Genomic DNA, 19,618 nt, shown 5'->3' with positions numbered 1-19,618 from the left:
CTCCTCTGCTCAGTCGACCGTGGCCGCGACCCGGTCGGTGCTCGACGTGCGCCATCCGCTGTCGCGGGTCAGGCCGTTGTCGAGCGTGTGGATGACGCGGTAGGTGAAGGCGGGGTCGCCCTCGGCGAAGTCGTACTCGAACGTGTCGCTCGGATTCGCGGCGGTGATCGTCAGCGAATCGGCGAACCGCAGACCCAGAGCAGGCCGGTCGTACAGGGTCTCGACGGTCGCCTGGCGGATGCCGAGCCCGGCGAAGTCCAGTCCGTCCGCCACCACCTCGACCGTGCGATGGCCGCGCATCTGGGGCGTCACGATGACGCGGTCGAGCTCCGTGGTGGATTCGGGGATGTCGATGACGATCCCGTCGACGCGGAGCATCGACACGGTGTACGAGACGCGCCGGCGGGCGGGGTCGAGCAGTTCCACCGAGAACCGCTTGGTCGCGGAGTCGGCGGCGCTCAGCTCGAAGGACTGCCGCTTGTGGATGCCGTTGGCGTCGTCGTCGTAGCGCACGTCGACGAACACGCGGTCGAGCTGCGTGCCGAACAGGGACGCCGGCGCCACGATGTCGAGCACCCGGCGAGCGCCGAACGGATCGGTGATCCGGATCTGGTCGTCGTCGGTCGTCAGTTCTCCGCTGTCCCAGTCGCGGCCGTCCACGCCGTGGAGGATGGTGCGATAGCCGACGGTCCGGCGTCCGGGATCGAGCGCGAAGACCGGCCAGGCGCCCGTGCTGTGCTCCGCGGTGAGCGCGTATTGGTTCGAGATGCGGATGCTGTTCGCCTCGTCGACGTACGAGCAGTGCACCTCGATCGTGTCGTACAGTTCCCACGGGAAGTCGATCACAGTGAAGCTGATCCACCGCAGCTCGTAGCCGACGCCCTCGCGCGGCGCGATCTGGACGACGTCCCCCTCGATCCGCTGCACCGGCGCGCGCACCATGCGCGGCCGGCCGACGGCCCCCGTCGAGAAGAGCACGTCGTACGACACGTCCACCGGCGCCCGCATGCGGCCGTCTTCGAGCGAGCTCTGCCATTCGACGGACTGCTCGGCGGACGAGGCATCCATCACGACGTTCTTGACCGCCCCCGCATAGTCGAGCCTGACGTTGATCGACTCGATCTGGTCGGTGGCGAAGTCGGCGCGCGGGATCACGCGCACGCTGCGTCGGGCGAAGAACGGGTCCTCGAGCGACACCTCGGTGAGGAACCGCGTGAAGTCCAGACCCTGCGACTCGACGTCGCGGATGATCCCCCGCAGGTGCCCCTGCGGATGGATCTCGCGGATCACCGAGGTGCGCTCGCTCATGTCGATGTTGAGCTTCTTGCGGTCGATGCGGGTGATGTCGACCTCTTTGCGTTCCCACACGGACCCGAACCCGTGGGTCGTGATGGTCTGCAGCACGCGCCCGAAGTCGTCGATGCCGTCGTCGGTCTGACGCTCCATGGGCTCCAGGCTCGGCTGGAAGAAGTTCTCGAAGACGAGCTCGCGCACCTGGGCGAGCGCGGCGTCGTAGCGCCCGCCGGCGCCGCCCGTGTCGTCCTCGTCGGCCACCAGGTTCTCGGCCTCGATCTTGATGATCTGCTTCTCGACGAGCTCGTCGATCACCTTGTCGATCTGCGAAGAGGCGATGAACGGCACATTCACCGATTCGCTGGACTCGAAATGGTGCTGGACCCGATCCCAGTCGACGTCGACCTTCACCTTGTACGCCGGGCGCAACCCCACGTACTGCAGCGAGTACACGACGCCGATCGGCAGGATCTCGTCGCGCATCGCCTTGTCGAGGATGGTCACGCCCTCCTGGTCCAGCCGAACCGAGAAGGCCGCCTGGTTGTCGCCGTACAGCGACGGCTTCGCCGCGTGCACGATCTTCTGCACGAACGCCGGTCCCGGCAGCTCCTCCTCCTCGCGCCGACCAGGCAGGCCGGCATCCTCCTCCGGCGACTCGACGCCGAAGAGCATCATCCGGACAGAGCCTTCGATGAGCGGGACAGGGGCGAGTCGGGGCAGATCGGTGAGCCGCGCCTCGCCGCGCAGCTGCTCGGCGATCGCCGCGAGTCTGTCGGGCTCGATCCCGAGGTTCGTGTCGAAGTCCAGGAAGCCGCCCGACACCACGTCAGCGGCGGGAGTCGGCCGCCCGGAGTACTTGATCACCTGGATCTTCGGGATGCGCAGCCCGCCCTCGTCCATGACGCTCAGGTGCGGCGACATGGGCATGAAGTAGAACTGCAGCGGATCTTCGTGGTCGGGCATCAGCGTGACGCCGTCGATCACGTAGTACGGCGGGTTGAGGTACAGCATGGCTCCTCGCTCGGTTCTCGGTGTTCGACGTCAGGGGGTGGGCGCGCCGCCGGGGATCGGCGGCGGAGGCGGCGTGGCACCACCGGGGATCGGGGGTGCCGGCGCCGGTGTCGGTGCAGGAACCGGGGCCGGGGCGGGCGCCGGTGTCGGTGTCGGCGTTGGGACCGGCGTGGGCGCCGGGGTCGGCGTCGGGGTCGGCGTTGGGACCGGCGTCGGTGTCGGGGTCGGGGTCGGCGTTGGGACCGGCGTGGGTGTCGGAGTCGGTGTCGGCACCGCCGTCACCGGGGGCTGCAGCACGAGGGAGGGCGCCGTCGACGCCGTCATCGGCGTGCTCTGCTGCGTCCCGTCGGCGAGGAAGTACGTCGCACTCCAGCGGTATGCCGCATCCTCGCCGTCCTGCAGCGGCACTTCCCACGTCGCGGCCGCGGGGTTCTGGGGCGAGAAGATGAGGTCCTTCGCCTCCCCGCCGGCTTCAGGCCCGTGACGCAGGGCCACCTGCACGAGCCGCACCCGCGTCCAGTCGACGAGGTCCGGCACGACGGTCAGCGCGATCTTGCGCGACACCACGTCGCCGACCATGATCGTGCCGTCCGCGACGGCGGGCGGGATGGGCTTGACCGTGCCGTCCTTGTAGCGGATCGTGCCGCTGTAGCGCACCACTCCGCCGCCCTCACCGAGCACGGCGTACGGCTGCGAGACCGCCTCGCTGCCCGCCGACAGCACGACCGACTGCTCGACGGTGTACGCGTTGGCGGCGTCCTCGTAGACGAGGTCCAGGAAGATCTGCGAGATCCGACCCGTGAAGTCGCCGACCCCGCGCACCTCGAACTTCTGCGTGCGACCGAGCGGGTCGTTGACGAGGATCGGCGAGCGCTCGGTCTGCTGCTCAGGGGTGAGGATCCGGCGGCCGTCGACGAGGAAGTACTCGACCTGGTAGCGGACCGGATTGCGGCGAGGCTGGAACAGCACATGCTGGGCACGGTGCGACGGGGCGTCCTTGGTCAGTGCGAACTGCTCCTCGTACTTCTCGGTGCCGGCGTCCTCGTAGCGCACGGTGACCTGTGCCGAGGCGACCTTGGTGAAGTCGATGTCGCCTGCCTGCACCTCGACATCGAGCAGCCCGATGTCGTCGACGTTGACCGTGAGCACCGTGTCGGTCGTCGTCGTCGGCGGGGCGACGAAGGTGCGCGAGGAGCCGACGTAGTTGACCTGGTACGAATACGTGTACTCGCGCACCCCGGCGTCGATGAACGTCTGGAACTCGGCCGAGTCGTCGGCGCTCGCGAAGGCGTACTCCTCGATCTTGTGCTGGGTTCCGTGGTCGTACTCGAGCTTCACCTCGATCGAGTGGATCGGCAGCGCGCCGAAGTCGGCGTTGACGCCCACCTTCACGTGCAGCGTCTGGAAGAACGGGTCGTTCAGGTCCACCTCTGTGGCGTGGTCGGCCCAGCGCACCGGGTCGCCCGCCGCGTCGACCATGTTCGTGATGTTCGGCAGGGTGCCCTGCGGCACGATGTTCCACTCGATCGCCGAGTTCTCACGGTAGGTCTGCTCGAACGACGACACCTTCGAGGTCTCGAACGAGCGCTTCAGATGCTCGATGTCCTCCGGCATCCCCCGCTCGTCCATCGGGACCGCCTCGATGTCGGGGATCATCTTGCGCAGCACCGCGTCCTGCAGTGCGCGCTCCATCATCGTGCGGATCTTGTCCTTCAGCTTGCGGTCCGCCTCCGGGTCGGGCAGCACCGCGTCCAGGTGCAGGTCGATGCCCATGGTCTCGTGGTCGACGAACTCCTCGCGGATCCGGTCGACGTACTCGTCGTCGCCGTACATCTCCCAGTCGATGTCGATCGTCTGCTCGTACGAGTAGAACCGGTCGGCCTCGAACCACGCCCGCCCGCTGATCTCCGGCAGCTTCGCGACGAACGACAGGTCGTACACGACCTGCACGACGCCTCCCTTTCCCTGCAGCGCCTGCTCGAACAGGGTCGCGCCCTCGGGGGTGAACTCGACCATGAACGCGGCGATGTTGCGGCCGAACAGCGAAGGCTTTCCCGCCCCGCGGACGGCCTCGATGAGCGCACCGCCGTCTTCTTTGAGCAGCAGGTTCGCCGTCCCGCGCGTGTAGGTCATGGTGCCCAGATGCGCCTCCGGCGGTCCCGGGCGCGAGGCGCGGAACCCCGGTTGCCCCGCCATCGCCTGCACCTTCGCGTCCAGCGCCTCCTTCAGCTTCTCGAGCTGCGCCGGTGTGAAGGTGAACTCGGTGTCGAAGAAGGCGTACCCGCCTCCGCGCCTGCCGTCGGGGTGGTCGAGGGGATTCCGGTACTTCAGGTAGCGGAAGACCGGCGAGCCGTCGTCGTCGGTGCGGAACCGCGGCAGCTCGGGGACCGGGTAGAACACGTCGTCGAACGTGTCGTCGCCGAACACGGTGACGCCGTCGACGAGCTCCTGCTTGCTGATCTTCAACATCGCTCTCTCCTGCGTTCTCAGGCGCCGGACGGCGCCGGGTCGTGCCGCGGCACGGACGCCGGGTGCGGCATCCATTCCGCGAGATCTGCCGAGACGGGCGCGTCGGCGCCGTCACGCCGCACGCGGTACCGGATCTCGACGCGGCCGGAAGCGCCGCCCACGGCGGCGGCGAAGGCGTCGAGGTCGTCGCCCTCGGGCCGGAGCGAGAACACCGCGGTGTAGGGCGGGTAGCCGCTGCCGGCCGACGTGGCCGCGATCCGCTCCCCCGCGCCGGGTTCGAGCACCACGTCGATGCGCTCGACACCGTCGACCCCGCTCTCCAGGACGATGGATGCCGCCACCGCCGCCTCGACGGCGGCCCGGGCCCGTTCCAGCACGTCGCCGGGCGGGTCGAGCTGGACGCCGAGCTGAACCATGGCGATGGAGCCCGCGCGCAGCAGCGACACCAGCGGCGTCCCGTCCGGCCCGAGCTGCGGCCAGGGCGCGAGCGAGACGTAGCGCCAGCGCGCCCCTCCCACGCTCACGCACTCGACGCCGTGGGCGACGATGCGGGTGGGCGAGGCGGACACGGTGTCACATCCCCGTCGGCGACAGGAACAGCTGCCTGCCGGTGATCGATTCCCACGCCGACCAGTCGCCGCTCCCGGCGCCGGTCATGTTGCGACGGCGCCACTGGAACGCGGGCTGCTCGGGCCGGGCGCCGGCCATGATGTCGGCGAGCGTGAACCCGACCTGCACGCGGATCGAGGGCTGATCCCGCGTGAGGAACGCCGTGATCGGCTCCGCGGTCTCAGACCTGCGCAGCTGCACCTCCAGGCCGAACACGCCGGCAAGCTCGGTCGGAAGCACGTCCGGGTGCTCCAGCTGGTAGCAGCGCAGCTCGACCTCGCTCGAGACGGCACCCGACGAACCCGTGTCATAGGCCTTCGACAGCACCTGCTGCGGGTCGATATCGATGTCGACCCCCAGGAACGCGACCCCCACCGACCCGTACAGCGGCGGCTGGTCCGCCGCGGCCGGGGTGAGCACGAGGTCTATCGTCGACGGCTGCTCGCCCGCCGCCGGCAGTGTGAACGAGGCGGGCGCGGGCGCGGCATCCACCGCCCCGATGGGGCTGGGCAGCGTCGCGTCGACGACCAGCAGCTTCACCGACGCCTGCGACACCGTCACGGCGTACGGGAGCGGATTCGCCACGCGCAGCGTCGGGGGTCCGACCGGCATCGCGACCGGCGGGACCGCTGCCTCCGGCACGGGCTCAGCGGGCGCGTCGGCGGGTCCGGGCTCGGCCGGCGCCGGCACAGGCTCGGGCACGGGCGCCGGGATCAGTTCGGCCGACAGCACGTCGGAGGCAGGACGGTCCAGTCGCAGGCTGACCGGCACCCCGGCGGTGAGCGGCTGTTCTCCGTCCGAGACGAGCGTGACGGTCACCTCGGCGTCGACGCCGTCGGTCACCAGCAGATGCGACAGCGTGGAGTAGAACTCGCTGGTGCAGTCGAGCACGAGGTCGAAGCCCAGCGGATCGACGGCGACGCCCGCGTCGGCCGACCCGACGAGCGACGAGCCGAGCTCGTGCAGCACCGTCGACAGCTGGCAGGTCGCGCTGCGCGCACCGCCGATCAGCAGCCGCGGGTACGGGATGCCGGCGTGCTGCGCGATCTCGGCCCGCAGCCGTTCGCGGCGGGCCGGGTCGATCCACGGCACCACGCTGAAGCGCGTGCGCAGCGTGTACGACGCGCCGAAGGTCGTCGGCTCCGCCGAGCCCTCGGTGCGCCTGGGCGGCACCAGCAGCACCATCATCGACGGCGTCCTGGTCTCGGCGTCGAACGCGAGGCGGTACTCGTCGGGCAGGACGTAGAACTGGTCGGGCACCGGCGAGTCCATGAATCGACCGTTCGGGGACTCGACCCACTCCGACCAGGGCTCGCTGCCGAATCCGCTCGTGACCTGTGCGTAGATCGCACGGTTCTGCATCACCGACGGCGGGAAGCACGCGGCGACCCCGTCCCGGTCGGCGGCGCCGAGCGAGAGCCGGCTCGTCTGCTGCGTCCACGTGGTCGCCGGCGCGGGGTCGGCGACCACGGCGCCCACACCCGTGAGCACCGCCGTGTCGAATCGCACGCCCGCGAGCGCACGGGAGCGGACGAGCGCCGGCATCCGCTGCGGTCCGCCCACGCCGCGCAGCCCGCCGAACGGCACGCGCAGGGGTCCGGCGATCTTGATGTCGGTGGGATCGAACACCGGAGCAGGCGTCGCGGTCTGCCCCGTCGCATAGTGGACGTCGCCCTCGACGCGGAACACCGTGCCGTCGGACTGCAGCATCGTGACCGCGGTGTTCGGATCCACGACGGCTTCGCAGTACAGGCGTCCGATCACCTGGTCGGCGCCCTCCGCGGGCGGGAGCGAATCGCACCGGGTGAAGTCGATCCTCCCGCCGCTCGCGCTCAGCAGCGACACCGTGAACCCGTCGACCGGCAACGGCTGCGCCGGGGTCGGCAGGGACGGGTGGCGGACGAGGTCGAACCACACCTGCAGCGTCACGCCGCCGTCGCCCTTCGCGAGGAACACGTGCGGCGCCCGGGTGGCTCGCGACCTCTCAGCGATGCGGGCCTGCGGCACGAAGTACACGGTGCCGTCGGCGCCCGCGACGGCACGCTCGATCTGCCCGGGCGGGGCTGTCACGTGCGGGGCGTCGGTGAGCTGCGGCGTCAGGGCGAGGTCGTGCAGCAGCGCCAGGTTCAGGCGGCCGACGTCGAACGCGCGTGCGCGCAGCCTCGGCTGCTGGTCCACCTGGAGCTGCGCCAGCGTGGGCGTGAGGGCGGTGGCCAGGACCGCGGTCTGGAACGGCAGGGACTCGGGCACGATGGCTCCTCAGAACTCCAGCACCAGCAGGGGGTCGGTCGCCGGCGTGGGCTCGACGAGGTGTCGCTCGCCGGCGTTGCCGAAGGCCTGGATCTGATACGTGTAGCCGCGCCGAGCGGGGTCGGTGATGGGCACCGTCCACACCAGGTCGCCCGCTGCGGGCGGCGCGGCGGTCAGCTTCACGATGTGCTCGGCGGTCGTGCCGTCGCCCGCGTCGTAGGCGAGCCGCACGATGACGAGCTTCCACTTCGTCATGTCGACGAGGTCGGTGACGATCTCGACCTTCAGCATGTCGCGCGCGACGTCGCCGACGAGCACGGTGCCTTCGGCGCCCTCCTGCCACTCGCCGGTGCTCGACGAGCCGTCGGCATAGGTGACGTCCACGCGGTACTGGAACGTGCGCTTGGCCCGGTCGCGCAGATCGATACGCCACTCCCACACCTCGCCGGCCGCGGTGAAGGGATGCACGTCGCCGACCTCGTAGTCCCCGTCGACGTACTTCGTCGTGACGACGATGGACGCCACCGGCGGGAAGGTCCCCTGTGGCACGAAGGTGGCTGCCAGCTTGTCTTCGAAGGGCGCGTTGATGATCAGCCGCTGCGTCGACGCCTTCTGCGTCGGGAGGGCGATCCGCTGACCGTCCGCCATGAAGAACGTGACGTCGTACTCGTACTCGGGCGACGCGTTCTCTCCCGTGTACGTGAACCAGCTTCCCTGCGGCGCGTCGAGCCGCAGCACGACATCGGCGGTCGCCGACGGCAGCTGGACTCCCGGATACCGGAACGACACCTGCACCTGCTGCACGGCATCCGTGGGAATGGCACCCCAGTACACCGCGACATTGACGCAGTTCAGCTGGTCGTAGCCGATGATCAGGTTGCGGTCGTTCGTCGTGACCGGCGCCAGCTTCTCGGACGTCGCACTGGCCTTGTAGATGATCTCGCTGCGATACGTGTAGGTGTCTTTCGGCGTGCCGTCGGCGGCGCGCGCCATGACCGTGCGGAAGAAGTAGCGGTCCTCGTTCGCGTCGAACAGGAACTCCTCCACCTGACGCTTCCGACCGGCGCCCTTCTCGTCCTCGTGGTCGTACTCCAGGAAGACCTTGATGGCGGCGATCGGATCGCGATCGAAGTCCGCGGTGACCTGCACCGGCACGTCCAGCAGCGTGAAGTAGGGCTTGCTGAGATCGGCCTCGATGATCGACTTCTTCACCTGCTCCTTGCCCACCAGGGCGAACAGCTCCGAGTTGGGGTGCTTCTCGACGAGGAAGTTCGTGGATCCCGAGAACGTGAAGTCGATCTTCACGTCCATGCTCTGCTCGAAGTCCTTGAGCCACAGCTGGTTTCCGGCGGGCATCTTCTCACCGCCGCCGTGGGCGAGCGGATCGGTGCCGAGCTTCTCGGCCTTGAGGCCGGGTTCGAACCCGGGGCTCAGGAAGCGGGTCGTGATGAGCTGCTGCACCATCGTGAACACGACGTCCTCGAGCGCCTTCGTCGGGTCCTCCCCCTCGCCGCCGCCGCGGAAGTCTCCGACGTCGTACTCGATGTGCAGCGAGGTCGAGATGTCACGCAGCTCGTCCAGGCTCGACACCTGGGGGTACTGGTAGGTGCGCACCCGGTTGCCGCTGCGGTAGGTCTCGGTGACCGTGGTGTGGTCCTTGATCTCCTGGTAGACGTCGTGCGATTCGCCCCACACCTTCACCGACAGGCTCGGGATACGGGCCACGAACGACATGTCGTAGTTGATCGTGCCGGGGCTCCACCCGTCCTCGATCGAGCTGCGGATGAGCCGCAGTCCTTCCTGGCCGAGCAGCGCGGTGTACGAGGCCAGGTTGCTGGCGACGAGGGACGGCTTCTCGGACCCCTGCAGCGCCTTGACGAACGTGTCGCCGCCGGAGGGGAACAGGTGGAACGCCACCTTGCCGTCCACCCAGGTCGGATACGCGAGCTTGATGTCGCGCCCCACCGCCGCTCCTGGCCGCAGGAGGATCAGCCGACGGCCGCGCAGCGACGGACGCGGGATCCCGTCCATGCCGCCGGCGATGTACTCGCGGATCGTCTGCTGGTCGGCATCCGACACCTCCAGCGACGTCGTCAGCTGCAGCAGCCCGCCCTCGGTCTCGGCCGTCGGCAGCTGGCTGGCGCTGTCGGCCAGGAGCGTGAAGTCGCGCGCGAACGAGATCAGTGTGAACGACGGCGAGCCGTCGTCGCGGGTCAGCAGCGACGGCAGTTCGGGGACCGTGTAGTAGAGGTTCGGGTCCTGGTCGTCGTGGTACACCGTGACGTGGTCGACGCCGGGGACCGAGAAGTGGTTCAGGAAGTTGAGCACGATCGCTCCCGCCGCGCTTCGCGGACGTGGCGCTGCCCCGTTGACCTCGCGCCGGTGGTCCGATGCCACCTAAGAGGGGTGGCACGCCCCTCTGATACCGCCCGCCCGTGAGGGCGGGATCAGGCCGTCAGCCGCTCGACCTCGTCGCGCCACTGCTCGGGGATCGTGCCGCTCGCCGACAGGTGCACGACGTACTCGCGGTTGCCGTGCGTGCCCGCGATCGGCGACGCGATGAGCCCGCTCGTGCCGAGACCCAGGTCCCACGCGGTCCACAGCACGCCGGCGACCGCGTCCGCACGCAGCACCGGGTTGGTCACGAGCCCGCCCTTGACCGCGGTGCGCCCCACTTCGAACTGGGGCTTGATGAGCAGCACCAGATCGGCGTCCTGCGCTGCGACCTCGCGAGCCGCCGGCAGCACGTGCGCGAGCGAGATGAACGACAGGTCGCCGGTGATCACCGACGGCGGCCCCGCGACGCCGCTGGCCGCCGCGAGCGATTCGGGCGTCATGTAGCGGACGTTGAAGCCTTCGATCGAGATGACGCCCGAATCGAGGGCGATGGATGCCGCAAGCTGGCCGTGACCGACATCCACCGCGATCACGGGGTCTGCGCCCCGCTCCCGCAGCACCTGCGTGAATCCGCCGGTGGAGGCTCCCATGTCGAGTGCGACCCGCCCGCCGACATCGACGCCGAACGCGTCGAGGCCGGCGATGAGCTTGTGGGCCGCGCGGCTGACGTAGTGATCGGCGCCGGCGACGACGATCGCGGTGTCGTCGTCCACGGGCGCGGACGCCTTGACGACCGGGCGCCCGTCGACTGTCACCAGCCCCTCGGCGATGAGCGTCGCGGCGTGCGTGCGGGAGCGCGCGAGCCCGCGGGCCGCCAGCGCGGCGTCGAGCCGCTGGGTCATGCCGGTGCGCCCGGCGTCGCCTCGAGGCGACGCGACAGCGTGTCGTGGAGCGCGTCGTACGCCTCTGCACGCGTGGCGAGCGGCTGCGCCTCGATCACCTCGAGCGTCGACAGCAGGTCGCCGGTCTCGTCCTCGGATACGCGGGGCTCATCCATGTCACCCAGGATACGTCGGCCTCTGCGCGGCACCCCGGCTGACGCGGCGGTTCAGGGCCGGTGGAACGGGTCGGCGTACAGCTCCTCGGGCACCCGGAACCCGAAGATCGCGCGACCGGAATCCCAGATCGCCGCCGCGCCGGCGCGCACCAGATCGATCGGCCGGCCGCCGGCCGACAGGATCCGGATGTCGGGTCCGTCGATCGCCACCTTCGCGTCGCGCACCGTCGCCACGCCGTCCGAGACGTGCACCGACGGGTAGGGCTCGTGCAGTTCGCGCAGGTCGCCGAGGATGTAGGTCGGACGCGAGCCCTCAGGAGCCGCCAGCACGTGCTTGGGCCGGTCGACTCCCGTCAGCACGAGCGCCGACGCGATGCCAGCACGGTTCGCGCCGAGGATGTCGGTGTCGAGGCGGTCGCCGAGGAACAGCGGCTGCCGCGCACCGAACCGCGCGACGGCCTCCTGGAAGATCGGCACCTCGGGCTTGCCCGCGACCGTCGCCAGCCGTCCGACCGCCGTGTGCACCGCGGACACCAGCGTGCCGTTGCCGGGGGCGATCCCCCGGGACTGCGGGATCGTCCAGTCGGTGTTCGTCGCCACCCACGGAATGCCGCCCTCTTCTTCGGGCGTCTTCAGAGCGAACGCCGCCTCTGCCAGCTGCGTCCATCCGACCTCGGGCGCGAAGCCCTGGACGACAGCGGCCGGAGCGTCGTCCGCGCTCCGCGTCACGACGAAGCCGGCCTTCTCGACCTCGGTGACGAGGCCGTCGCCTCCGACGACGAGCACGGCGGAGCCCGGAGCGATCCGCTCCGCGAGCAGGCGCATCGCCGCCTGCGGGCTGGTGACGACGTCGCGCGGGGCGGTGTCGAGACCGAGGTCCGTCAGATGCGCGGCGACCGAGGCATCCGTGCGGGCGGCGTTGTTGGTGATGTAGCCGATGGTCCTCTGGTCGCGAGCCCGGTTGAGGCTCTCGACCGCGTGGGGCAGAGCGCCCGGCCCCGCGTACACGACACCGTCGAGGTCGGCGAGCACGACATCCACGCCGTCCAGCGGCGCGGGTGCGAGTCCTTCTGTCTGCGTGCGGCGCCCGAACAGCGCCATCAGGCCTGTGCCTCGTCCGCCGCGGACTCGTGCTCGTCGACACCCGCCTCGACGAGGATCTCGGCCACCTCGTCGGCGACCGACGGGTCCGCGTTCGCAGGCTCGTCGGCATCCGCATCGTCGGCGCCGTCGATGTCGTCGTCGTCCTCGTCGTCTTCCTCGAGGATCTCCTCGACGAGGATGGTCTCCAGATCACCGAAGCCGGATGCCGCATCCAGCGCCTCCGCGGCGACCACCGCGCGCTGCTGCCACTGCGCGGCCTCGTCGCTGCGGCCGAGCTCCTCGAGCACGGCGGCGCGCGCGGCGAACAGCCCGGGGCTCCACTCGAACGCGCGGTCCGGGTCGAGCTCGGGGATGTCGAGCTCCTGCAGCGCCCGCTCCGGCTCGCCGAGATCGAGGCGTGCGCCCGACATGGCGATGGCCAGCTCGACACGCTCGGCCGTCTCGAGCGTCGTGCGGTCCACGGACCGGCCGACCTCGAGCGCGCGGTCCGGACGACCGACACCGCGTTCGCTGTCGACCATCAGGGCGATCTGATCGTCGTTGCCGGAGATGCGGCGATAGGTGCGCAGTTCGCGCAGCGCCAGCGCGTAGTCGCCGGTCGCATAGGCGGTGATCGCGAGCGTCTCGCGGACGACCGCGATCCGGCCGGCACGGCGCGAGGCCGACAGCGCGTGCTGGTGCGCCAGCTCGGGGTCTTCGTCGATCAGCTGAGACGCCATCGCGAGGTGTCGCGCGACCTGGTCGGCGTTCTCCTTGCTGAGCGTCTTCAGCTCGTTGCGCGCTCCCGGTGGAAGGTCACGAGCTGTGACGTCCTCGGGCAGGACCGGATCGTCATGCCGCGCGCGGACGGGACGGATCTCACCCTCGCGCACCGCACGATCGGGGCGGTTCGCGCCGCCCCGGGTCGGACGAGCACTGCGCTCGGACGGCTTGCGGTCGCCGTCACGACGCTCGTAGGGCTTGCGGTCGTTGTCACGACGCTCGTAGGGCTTCTTGTCGCCATAGGGCTTCTTGTCGCCGTCACGCTTCACGTACGGACGGTCGCCGTCGCGACGCTCATACGGCTTGCGGTCACTGTCACGACGCTCGTACGGCTTCTTGTCGCCGTACGGCTTCGTGTCGCCGTACGGCTTCGTGTCGCCGTACGGCTTCGTGTCGCCGTACGGCTTCTTGTCACCGTCACGCTTCACGTACGGACGGTCGCCATCGCGACGCTCGTACGGCTTCTTGTCGCCGTAGGGCTTCTTGTCGCCATACGGCTTCTTGCCGCCATCGCGCTTGGCGTACGAACGGTCGCCATCGCGACGCTCGTACGGCTTCTTGTCGCCGTAGGGCTTCTTGTCGCCATACGGCTTCTTGTCGCCATACGGCTTCTTGTCGCCATACGGCTTCTTGTCGCCATACGGCTTCTTGTCGCCATCGCGCTTGGCATACGGGCGGTCGCCATCGCGACGTTCATACGGCTTGCGGTCATTGTCGCGGCGCTCGTACGGCTTGCGGTCGTTGTCTCGACGCTCGTACGGCTTGCGGTCGCCGTCGCGCTTCGCGTACGGCTTGCTGCCACCAGAGGTCCGCCCGCCTCCGGATCGCTGACGCGGCGCGCGTTCGTCGTCGCGCGGCTGCTGGTCTGCCATTGTTCGATCCTCCTGGATGCGGGCGGCGTCGGCAATCACCCGCGTTAACGCGGAATGGCCACCCAGGGTGTGGGTGGCCATTCCGTGAATGGGTGTCCGGCGGTGTCCTACTCTCCCACAGGGTCCCCCCTGCAGTACCATCGGCGCTGAGAGGCTTAGCTTCCGGGTTCGGAATGGGACCGGGCGTTTCCCTCTCGCTATGGCCGCCGAAACTCTTTCGATGTTTCAGGTTGTCACATAACAAAAGTCTGTGTTTTGTTGTGTTCCCGACCGTACATCGGGAACCACTCAGTGGACGCGAGCACTCTCAGAGCCCCACCAGTGGTGGGGGGAGTGTTTATCAAGTCGTCGGCTTATTAGTACCAGTCAGCTGCACACGTTGCCGTGCTTCCACATCTGGCCTATCAACCCAGTAGTCTGGCTGGGAGCCTCTCACCCGAAGGTATGGAAGTCTCATCTTGAGGCCGGCTTCCCGCTTAGATGCTTTCAGCGGTTATCCATCCCGAACGTAGCTAACCAGCGGTGCACTTGGCAGTACAACTGGCACACCAGAGGTTCGTCCAACCCGGTCCTCTCGTACTAGGGTCAGATCCTCTCAAACTTCCTACGCGCGCAGCGGATAGGGACCGAACTGTCTCACGACGTTCTAAACCCAGCTCGCGTACCGCTTTAATGGGCGAACAGCCCAACCCTTGGGACCTACTCCAGCCCCAGGATGCGACGAGCCGACATCGAGGTGCCAAACCATGCCGTCGATATGGACTCTTGGGCAAGATCAGCCTGTTATCCCCGAGGTACCTTTTATCCGTTGAGCGACAGCGCTTCCACAAGCCACTGCCGGATCACTAGTCCCGACTTTCGTCCCTGCTCGACCTGTCAGTCTCACAGTCAAGCTCCCTTGTGCACTTACACTCGCCACCTGATTGCCAACCAGGTTGAGGGAACCTTTGGGCGCCTCCGTTACTTTTTGGGAGGCAACCGCCCCAGTTAAACTACCCACCAGGCACTGTCCCTGAACCGGATCACGGTTCGAAGTTAGACATCCAGAGTGACCAGAGTGGTATTTCAACAACGACTCCACGAATACTGGCGTATCCGCTTCACAGTCTCCCACCTATCCTACACAAGCCACACCGAACACCAATACCAAGCTGTAGTAAAGGTCACGGGGTCTTTCCGTCCTGCTGCGCGTAACGAGCATCTTTACTCGTAATGCAATTTCGCCGAGTTCGCGGTTGAGACAGTTGGGAAGTCGTTACGCCATTCGTGCAGGTCGGAACTTACCCGACAAGGAATTTCGCTACCTTAGGATGGTTATAGTTACCACCGCCGTTTACTGGGGCTTAAATTCTCAGCTTCGCCTTGCGGCTAACCGGTCCTCTTAACCTTCCAGCACCGGGCAGGCGTCAGTCCGTATACATCGTCTTGCGACTTGGCACGGACCTGTGTTTTTAGTAAACAGTCGCTACCCACTAGTCTCTGCGGCCACCACACCCTTTTTGAGGCAAGCTCATATAAGTGGATGGCCCCCCTTCTCCCGAAGTTACGGGGGCATTTTGCCGAGTTCCTTAACCACGATTCTCTCGATCTCCTCGGTATTCTCTACCTGACCACCTGAGTCGGTTTGGGGTACGGGCGGCTAGAACCTCGCGTCGATGCTTTTCTTGGCAGCATAGGATCACCCACTTTTCATCCGCATCGTGTCTCAGCCTGTATGAGTCGCGGATTTGCCTACGACTCGGCCTACGCACTTGCCCCGGGACAACCATCGCCCGGGATGGGCTACCTTCCTGCGTCACACCTGTTAACACGCTAACCGCACCAGCATGGGGTCGTACGCTAGGCCCCACGCCATCGCCCGAAGGCTCCGGTCATGGGGATTCAGATACTTAGCACTACTGGGTTAGTTTGGGCGGTTCTTCGCCGGTACGGGAATATCAACCCGTTGTCCATCGACTACGCCTGTCGGCCTCGCCTTAGGTCCCGACTTACCCAGGGAAGATTAGCTTGACCCTGGAACCCTTGGTCTTTCGGAGGACGTGTTTCTCACACGTCTTTCGCTACTCATGCCTGCATTCTCACTCGTGTGGCGTCCACGGCTGGGTCACCCCGCCGCTTCACTCGCCACACGACGCTCTCCTACCCATCAACACGGCTGGACCACGAAGGCCTACCAATAATGTCAATGCCACAACTTCGGTGGCGTGCTTGAGCCCCGTTACATTGTCGGCGCGGAATCACTTGACCAGTGAGCTATTACGCACTCTTTCAAGGGTGGCTGCTTCTAAGCCAACCTCCTGGTTGTCTAAGCAACTCCACATCCTTTCCCACTTAGCACGCGCTTAGGGACCTTAGATGGTGGTCTGGGTTGTTTCCCTCTCGACTATGAAGCTTATCCCCCACAGTCTCACTGCTGCGCTCTCACTTACCGGCATTCGGAGTTTGGCTGACGTCAGTAACCTTGTAGGGCCCATCGGCCATCCAGTAGCTCTACCTCCGGCAAGAAACACGCAACGCTGCACCTAAATGCATTTCGGAGAGAACCAGCTATCACGAAGTTTGATTGGCCTTTCACCCCTATCCACAGCTCATCCCCTCAGTTTTCAACCTAAGTGGGTTCGGCCCTCCACGACGTCTTACCGTCGCTTCAGCCTGGCCATGGATAGATCACTTCGCTTCGGGTCTAGGACATGCGACTGAATCGCCCTATTCAGACTCGCTTTCGCTACGGCTACCCCACCCGGGTTAACCTCGCCACATATCGCTAACTCGCAGGCTCATTCTTCAAAAGGCACGCTGTCACCCCTACCAAGGAGGCTCCAACGGTTTGTAAGCAAACGGTTTCAGGTACTATTTCACTCCCCTCCCGGGGTACTTTTCACCTTTCCCTCACGGTACTTGTCCGCTATCGGTCATCTGGGAGTATTTAGGCTTATCAGGTGGTCCTGACAGATTCACACGGGATTTCTCGGGCCCCGTGCTACTTGGGATACTCTCCACGCCAGAACACGCATTTCGACTACGGGGCTGGCACCCACTCTGGCCCGCCTTTCAAGACGGTTCGTCTATACGCTTCTGTCACGTCGACCACTCGGCAGAATGATCAAGAAAGTCCCACAACCCCCAACATGCAACGCCTGCCGGCTCTCACACACGCTAGGTTTAGCCTCATCCGATTTCGCTCGCCACTACTCACGGAATCACGGTTGTTTTCTCTTCCTGCGGGTACTGAGATGTTTCACTTCCCCGCGTTCCCTCTACCCGCCCTATATATTCAGGCGGGAGTCACTAGGTCGGCACGCCGCCCAGCGGGGTTTCCCCATTCGGACACCCTCGGATCAAAACTTGCTTATCAGTTCCCCGAGGCTTATCGCAGATTGCTACGTCCTTCTTCGGCTCCAGATGCCAAGGCATCCACCGTTTGCTCTTAAAGACTTGAAAACATGAGAATCAAAACTCGGGCCACACCAAAAAGTGCGACCAGAAATTGACTAATGATCTTTAAGATCATCAACACAAAACAACCCCTCAAAGAGGAATCATCTTGCAAAGATGCTCGCGTCCACTGTGTAGTTCTCAAAGTACGGGCGGCACCCGACCCACCCACCAACCCACGGCCGGCAGCAGATCGAGCCCAGAAGAAATCGCACACCACCCACGGCGGCGTCCGGTCCCTCAGGACCCAACAGCGTGCAGGCACCCCGCTCCCCAACCCCCACCTTCCAACCACACCCCGAAGGATCTGGCGTACTAGCAGGAATCAGCCGCGCTGATGCCATGTCAAATGTTCCACCCACGAGCCCCCGCAGAGACGTTCGCTCTGCTGAGGTTCCTACAACCCCGAAGGGCTGAGGTGCTCCTTAGAAAGGAGGTGATCCAGCCGCACCTTCCGGTACGGCTACCTTGTTACGACTTAGTCCTAATTACCGATCCCACCTTCGACGGCTCCCTCCACAAGGGTTAGGCCACCGGCTTCAGGTGTTACCGACTTTCATGACTTGACGGGCGGTGTGTACAAGACCCGGGAACGTATTCACCGCAGCGTTGCTGATCTGCGATTACTAGCGACTCCGACTTCATGAGGTCGAGTTGCAGACCTCAATCCGAACTGGGACCGGCTTTTTGGGATTCGCTCCACCTCACGGTATTGCAGCCCTTTGTACCGGCCATTGTAGCATGCGTGAAGCCCAAGACATAAGGGGCATGATGATTTGACGTCATCCCCACCTTCCTCCGAGTTGACCCCGGCAGTATCCCATGAGTTCCCACCATTACGTGCTGGCAACATAGAACGAGGGTTGCGCTCGTTGCGGGACTTAACCCAACATCTCACGACACGAGCTGACGACAACCATGCACCACCTGTTCACCAGTGTCCAAAGAGTTGACCATTTCTGGCCCGTTCTGGTGTATGTCAAGCCTTGGTAAGGTTCTTCGCGTTGCATCGAATTAATCCGCATGCTCCGCCGCTTGTGCGGGTCCCCGTCAATTCCTTTGAGTTTTAGCCTTGCGGCCGTACTCCCCAGGCGGGGAACTTAATGCGTTAGCTGCGTCACGGAATCCGTGGAAAGGACCCCACAACTAGTTCCCAACGTTTACGGGGTGGACTACCAGGGTATCTAAGCCTGTTTGCTCCCCACCCTTTCGCTCCTCAGCGTCAGTTACGGCCCAGAGATCTGCCTTCGCCATCGGTGTTCCTCCTGATATCTGCGCATTCCACCGCTACACCAGGAATTCCAATCTCCCCTACCGCACTCTAGTCTGCCCGTACCCACTGCAGGCCCGAGGTTGAGCCTCGGGATTTCACAGCAGACGCGACAAACCGCCTACGAGCTCTTTACGCCCAATAATTCCGGATAACGCTTGCGCCCTACGTATTACCGCGGCTGCTGGCACGTAGTTAGCCGGCGCTTTTTCTGCAGGTACCGTCACTCACGCTTCTTCCCTGCTAAAAGAGGTTTACAACCCGAAGGCCGTCATCCCTCACGCGGCGTTGCTGCATCAGGCTTCCGCCCATTGTGCAATATTCCCCACTGCTGCCTCCCGTAGGAGTCTGGGCCGTGTCTCAGTCCCAGTGTGGCCGGTCACCCTCTCAGGCCGGCTACCCGTCGACGCCTTGGTGAGCCATTACCTCACCAACAAGCTGATAGGCCGCGAGCCCATCCCAGACCGAAAAATCTTTCCAACCCCCACCATGCGGCAGAAGCTCATATCCAGTATTAGACACCGTTTCCAGCGCTTATCCCAGAGTCCAGGGCAGGTTGCTCACGTGTTACTCACCCGTTCGCCACTAATCCACCCCACAAGTGAGGCTTCATCGTTCGACTTGCATGTGTTAAGCACGCCGCCAGCGTTCATCCTGAGCCAGGATCAAACTCTCCATAAAAAAATGATGCCAACCAGGATCGGGAAAAACGACCACCAGCCAGCGAGTTCAACCATGACCAAAAACGAATATCAAACTGACATCCATGAATTGATCCAAAAAAGACCCCCACCAACCGGAAAACCGGTCGACAGAGAAAAAAATTGGCATTTGACAAGTGCACGCTGTTGAGTTCTCAAAGATCAGACGCACCAACCCGCAACAGACCACAAGGCCCGCTACCCCGGCTGGGCAACTTCACTATCTTATCCTGCCCGATCCGTCTGTCAAACCGACACGCCGTGATGTTGACATCGGCCGGCTCGTCGGCGACCGCGGTCTCCGGGGCAGGAACCCTATCCTAGACCCGAGGGGTCTCACACTCCAACGAGTGAAGAGGAAGGGATCGTTCTCCGCTTGAGGGGGTCGAGGCCTTCAGCCTCTCCGCTTCCCTGTGGGGCGAACTCGAAATACTTTACGTGCCGCCCG

General features: G+C 65.6%; 9 protein-coding genes and 3 rRNA genes. All 12 read right to left on the bottom strand.

The genetic code is table 11. The features are described 5' to 3' along the window. Nucleotides 1-9: 9 nt before the first annotated feature. Nucleotides 10-2,304 (bottom strand): hypothetical protein, encoded by a 2,295-nt coding sequence (locus FB391_RS05600; protein WP_141893392.1) that lies wholly within the window; start codon nucleotides 2,302-2,304, stop codon nucleotides 10-12. 30 nt (nucleotides 2,305-2,334) lie between these two features. Further along, complete coding sequence (locus FB391_RS19645; protein ID WP_185842954.1) at nucleotides 2,335-4,773, bottom strand: hypothetical protein; 2,439 nt, start codon at nucleotides 4,771-4,773, stop codon at nucleotides 2,335-2,337. A 17-nt stretch (nucleotides 4,774-4,790) separates the two neighbouring features. Beyond that, nucleotides 4,791-5,342 carry a hypothetical protein gene (locus tag FB391_RS19640; protein WP_185842953.1) on the bottom strand — a complete coding sequence of 184 codons (552 nt, stop codon included), beginning with the start codon at nucleotides 5,340-5,342 and terminating at the stop codon, nucleotides 4,791-4,793. Nucleotides 5,343-5,346: 4 nt separating this feature from the next. Then, the gene (locus FB391_RS19635; protein WP_185842952.1) at nucleotides 5,347-7,632 is read right to left on the bottom strand and encodes a hypothetical protein; all 2,286 of its coding nucleotides are present in this window, start codon (nucleotides 7,630-7,632) and stop codon (nucleotides 5,347-5,349) included. 9 nt (nucleotides 7,633-7,641) lie between these two features. Further along, nucleotides 7,642-9,960 (bottom strand): hypothetical protein, encoded by a 2,319-nt coding sequence (locus FB391_RS05580; RefSeq protein WP_141893390.1) that lies wholly within the window; start codon nucleotides 9,958-9,960, stop codon nucleotides 7,642-7,644. 119 nt (nucleotides 9,961-10,079) lie between these two features. Then, nucleotides 10,080-10,871: a TlyA family RNA methyltransferase gene (locus FB391_RS05575; RefSeq protein ID WP_141893388.1), complete on the bottom strand. Its 792-nt coding sequence runs from the start codon at nucleotides 10,869-10,871 to the stop codon at nucleotides 10,080-10,082. Beyond that, complete coding sequence (locus FB391_RS19630; protein ID WP_185842951.1) at nucleotides 10,868-11,026, bottom strand: hypothetical protein; 159 nt, start codon at nucleotides 11,024-11,026, stop codon at nucleotides 10,868-10,870. Before FB391_RS19630 ends, FB391_RS05575 begins: the two co-directional genes overlap by 4 nt. Nucleotides 11,027-11,077: 51 nt before the next feature. After that, nucleotides 11,078-12,127 (bottom strand): HAD-IIA family hydrolase, encoded by a 1,050-nt coding sequence (locus tag FB391_RS05570; RefSeq protein ID WP_141893386.1) that lies wholly within the window; start codon nucleotides 12,125-12,127, stop codon nucleotides 11,078-11,080. Then, on the bottom strand, nucleotides 12,127-13,764 hold the full coding sequence (locus FB391_RS05565; protein ID WP_141893384.1) for a tetratricopeptide repeat protein: 1,638 nt from the start codon (nucleotides 13,762-13,764) through the stop codon (nucleotides 12,127-12,129). The genes FB391_RS05570 and FB391_RS05565 overlap by 1 nt, the downstream gene beginning before the upstream one ends. A gap of 94 nt (nucleotides 13,765-13,858) precedes the next feature. Beyond that, nucleotides 13,859-13,975 (bottom strand): 5S ribosomal RNA (rrf, locus tag FB391_RS05560). Between the two features lie 125 nt (nucleotides 13,976-14,100). After that, a 23S ribosomal RNA gene (locus tag FB391_RS05555) occupies nucleotides 14,101-17,205 on the bottom strand. Between the two features lie 423 nt (nucleotides 17,206-17,628). Beyond that, nucleotides 17,629-19,150, bottom strand: a 16S ribosomal RNA gene (locus FB391_RS05550). The 16S, 23S and 5S rRNA genes sit together here, the layout of an rRNA operon. Nucleotides 19,151-19,618 lie beyond the last annotated feature (468 nt).

Origin of the sequence: Microbacterium kyungheense, from assembly GCF_006783905.1 — a bacterium.
Taxonomy (GTDB): Bacteria; Actinomycetota; Actinomycetes; order Actinomycetales; family Microbacteriaceae; genus Microbacterium; species Microbacterium kyungheense.
The sequence above is the reverse complement of the archived record's forward strand: the minus strand, read 5'-3'. Positions and strand labels throughout refer to the sequence as shown.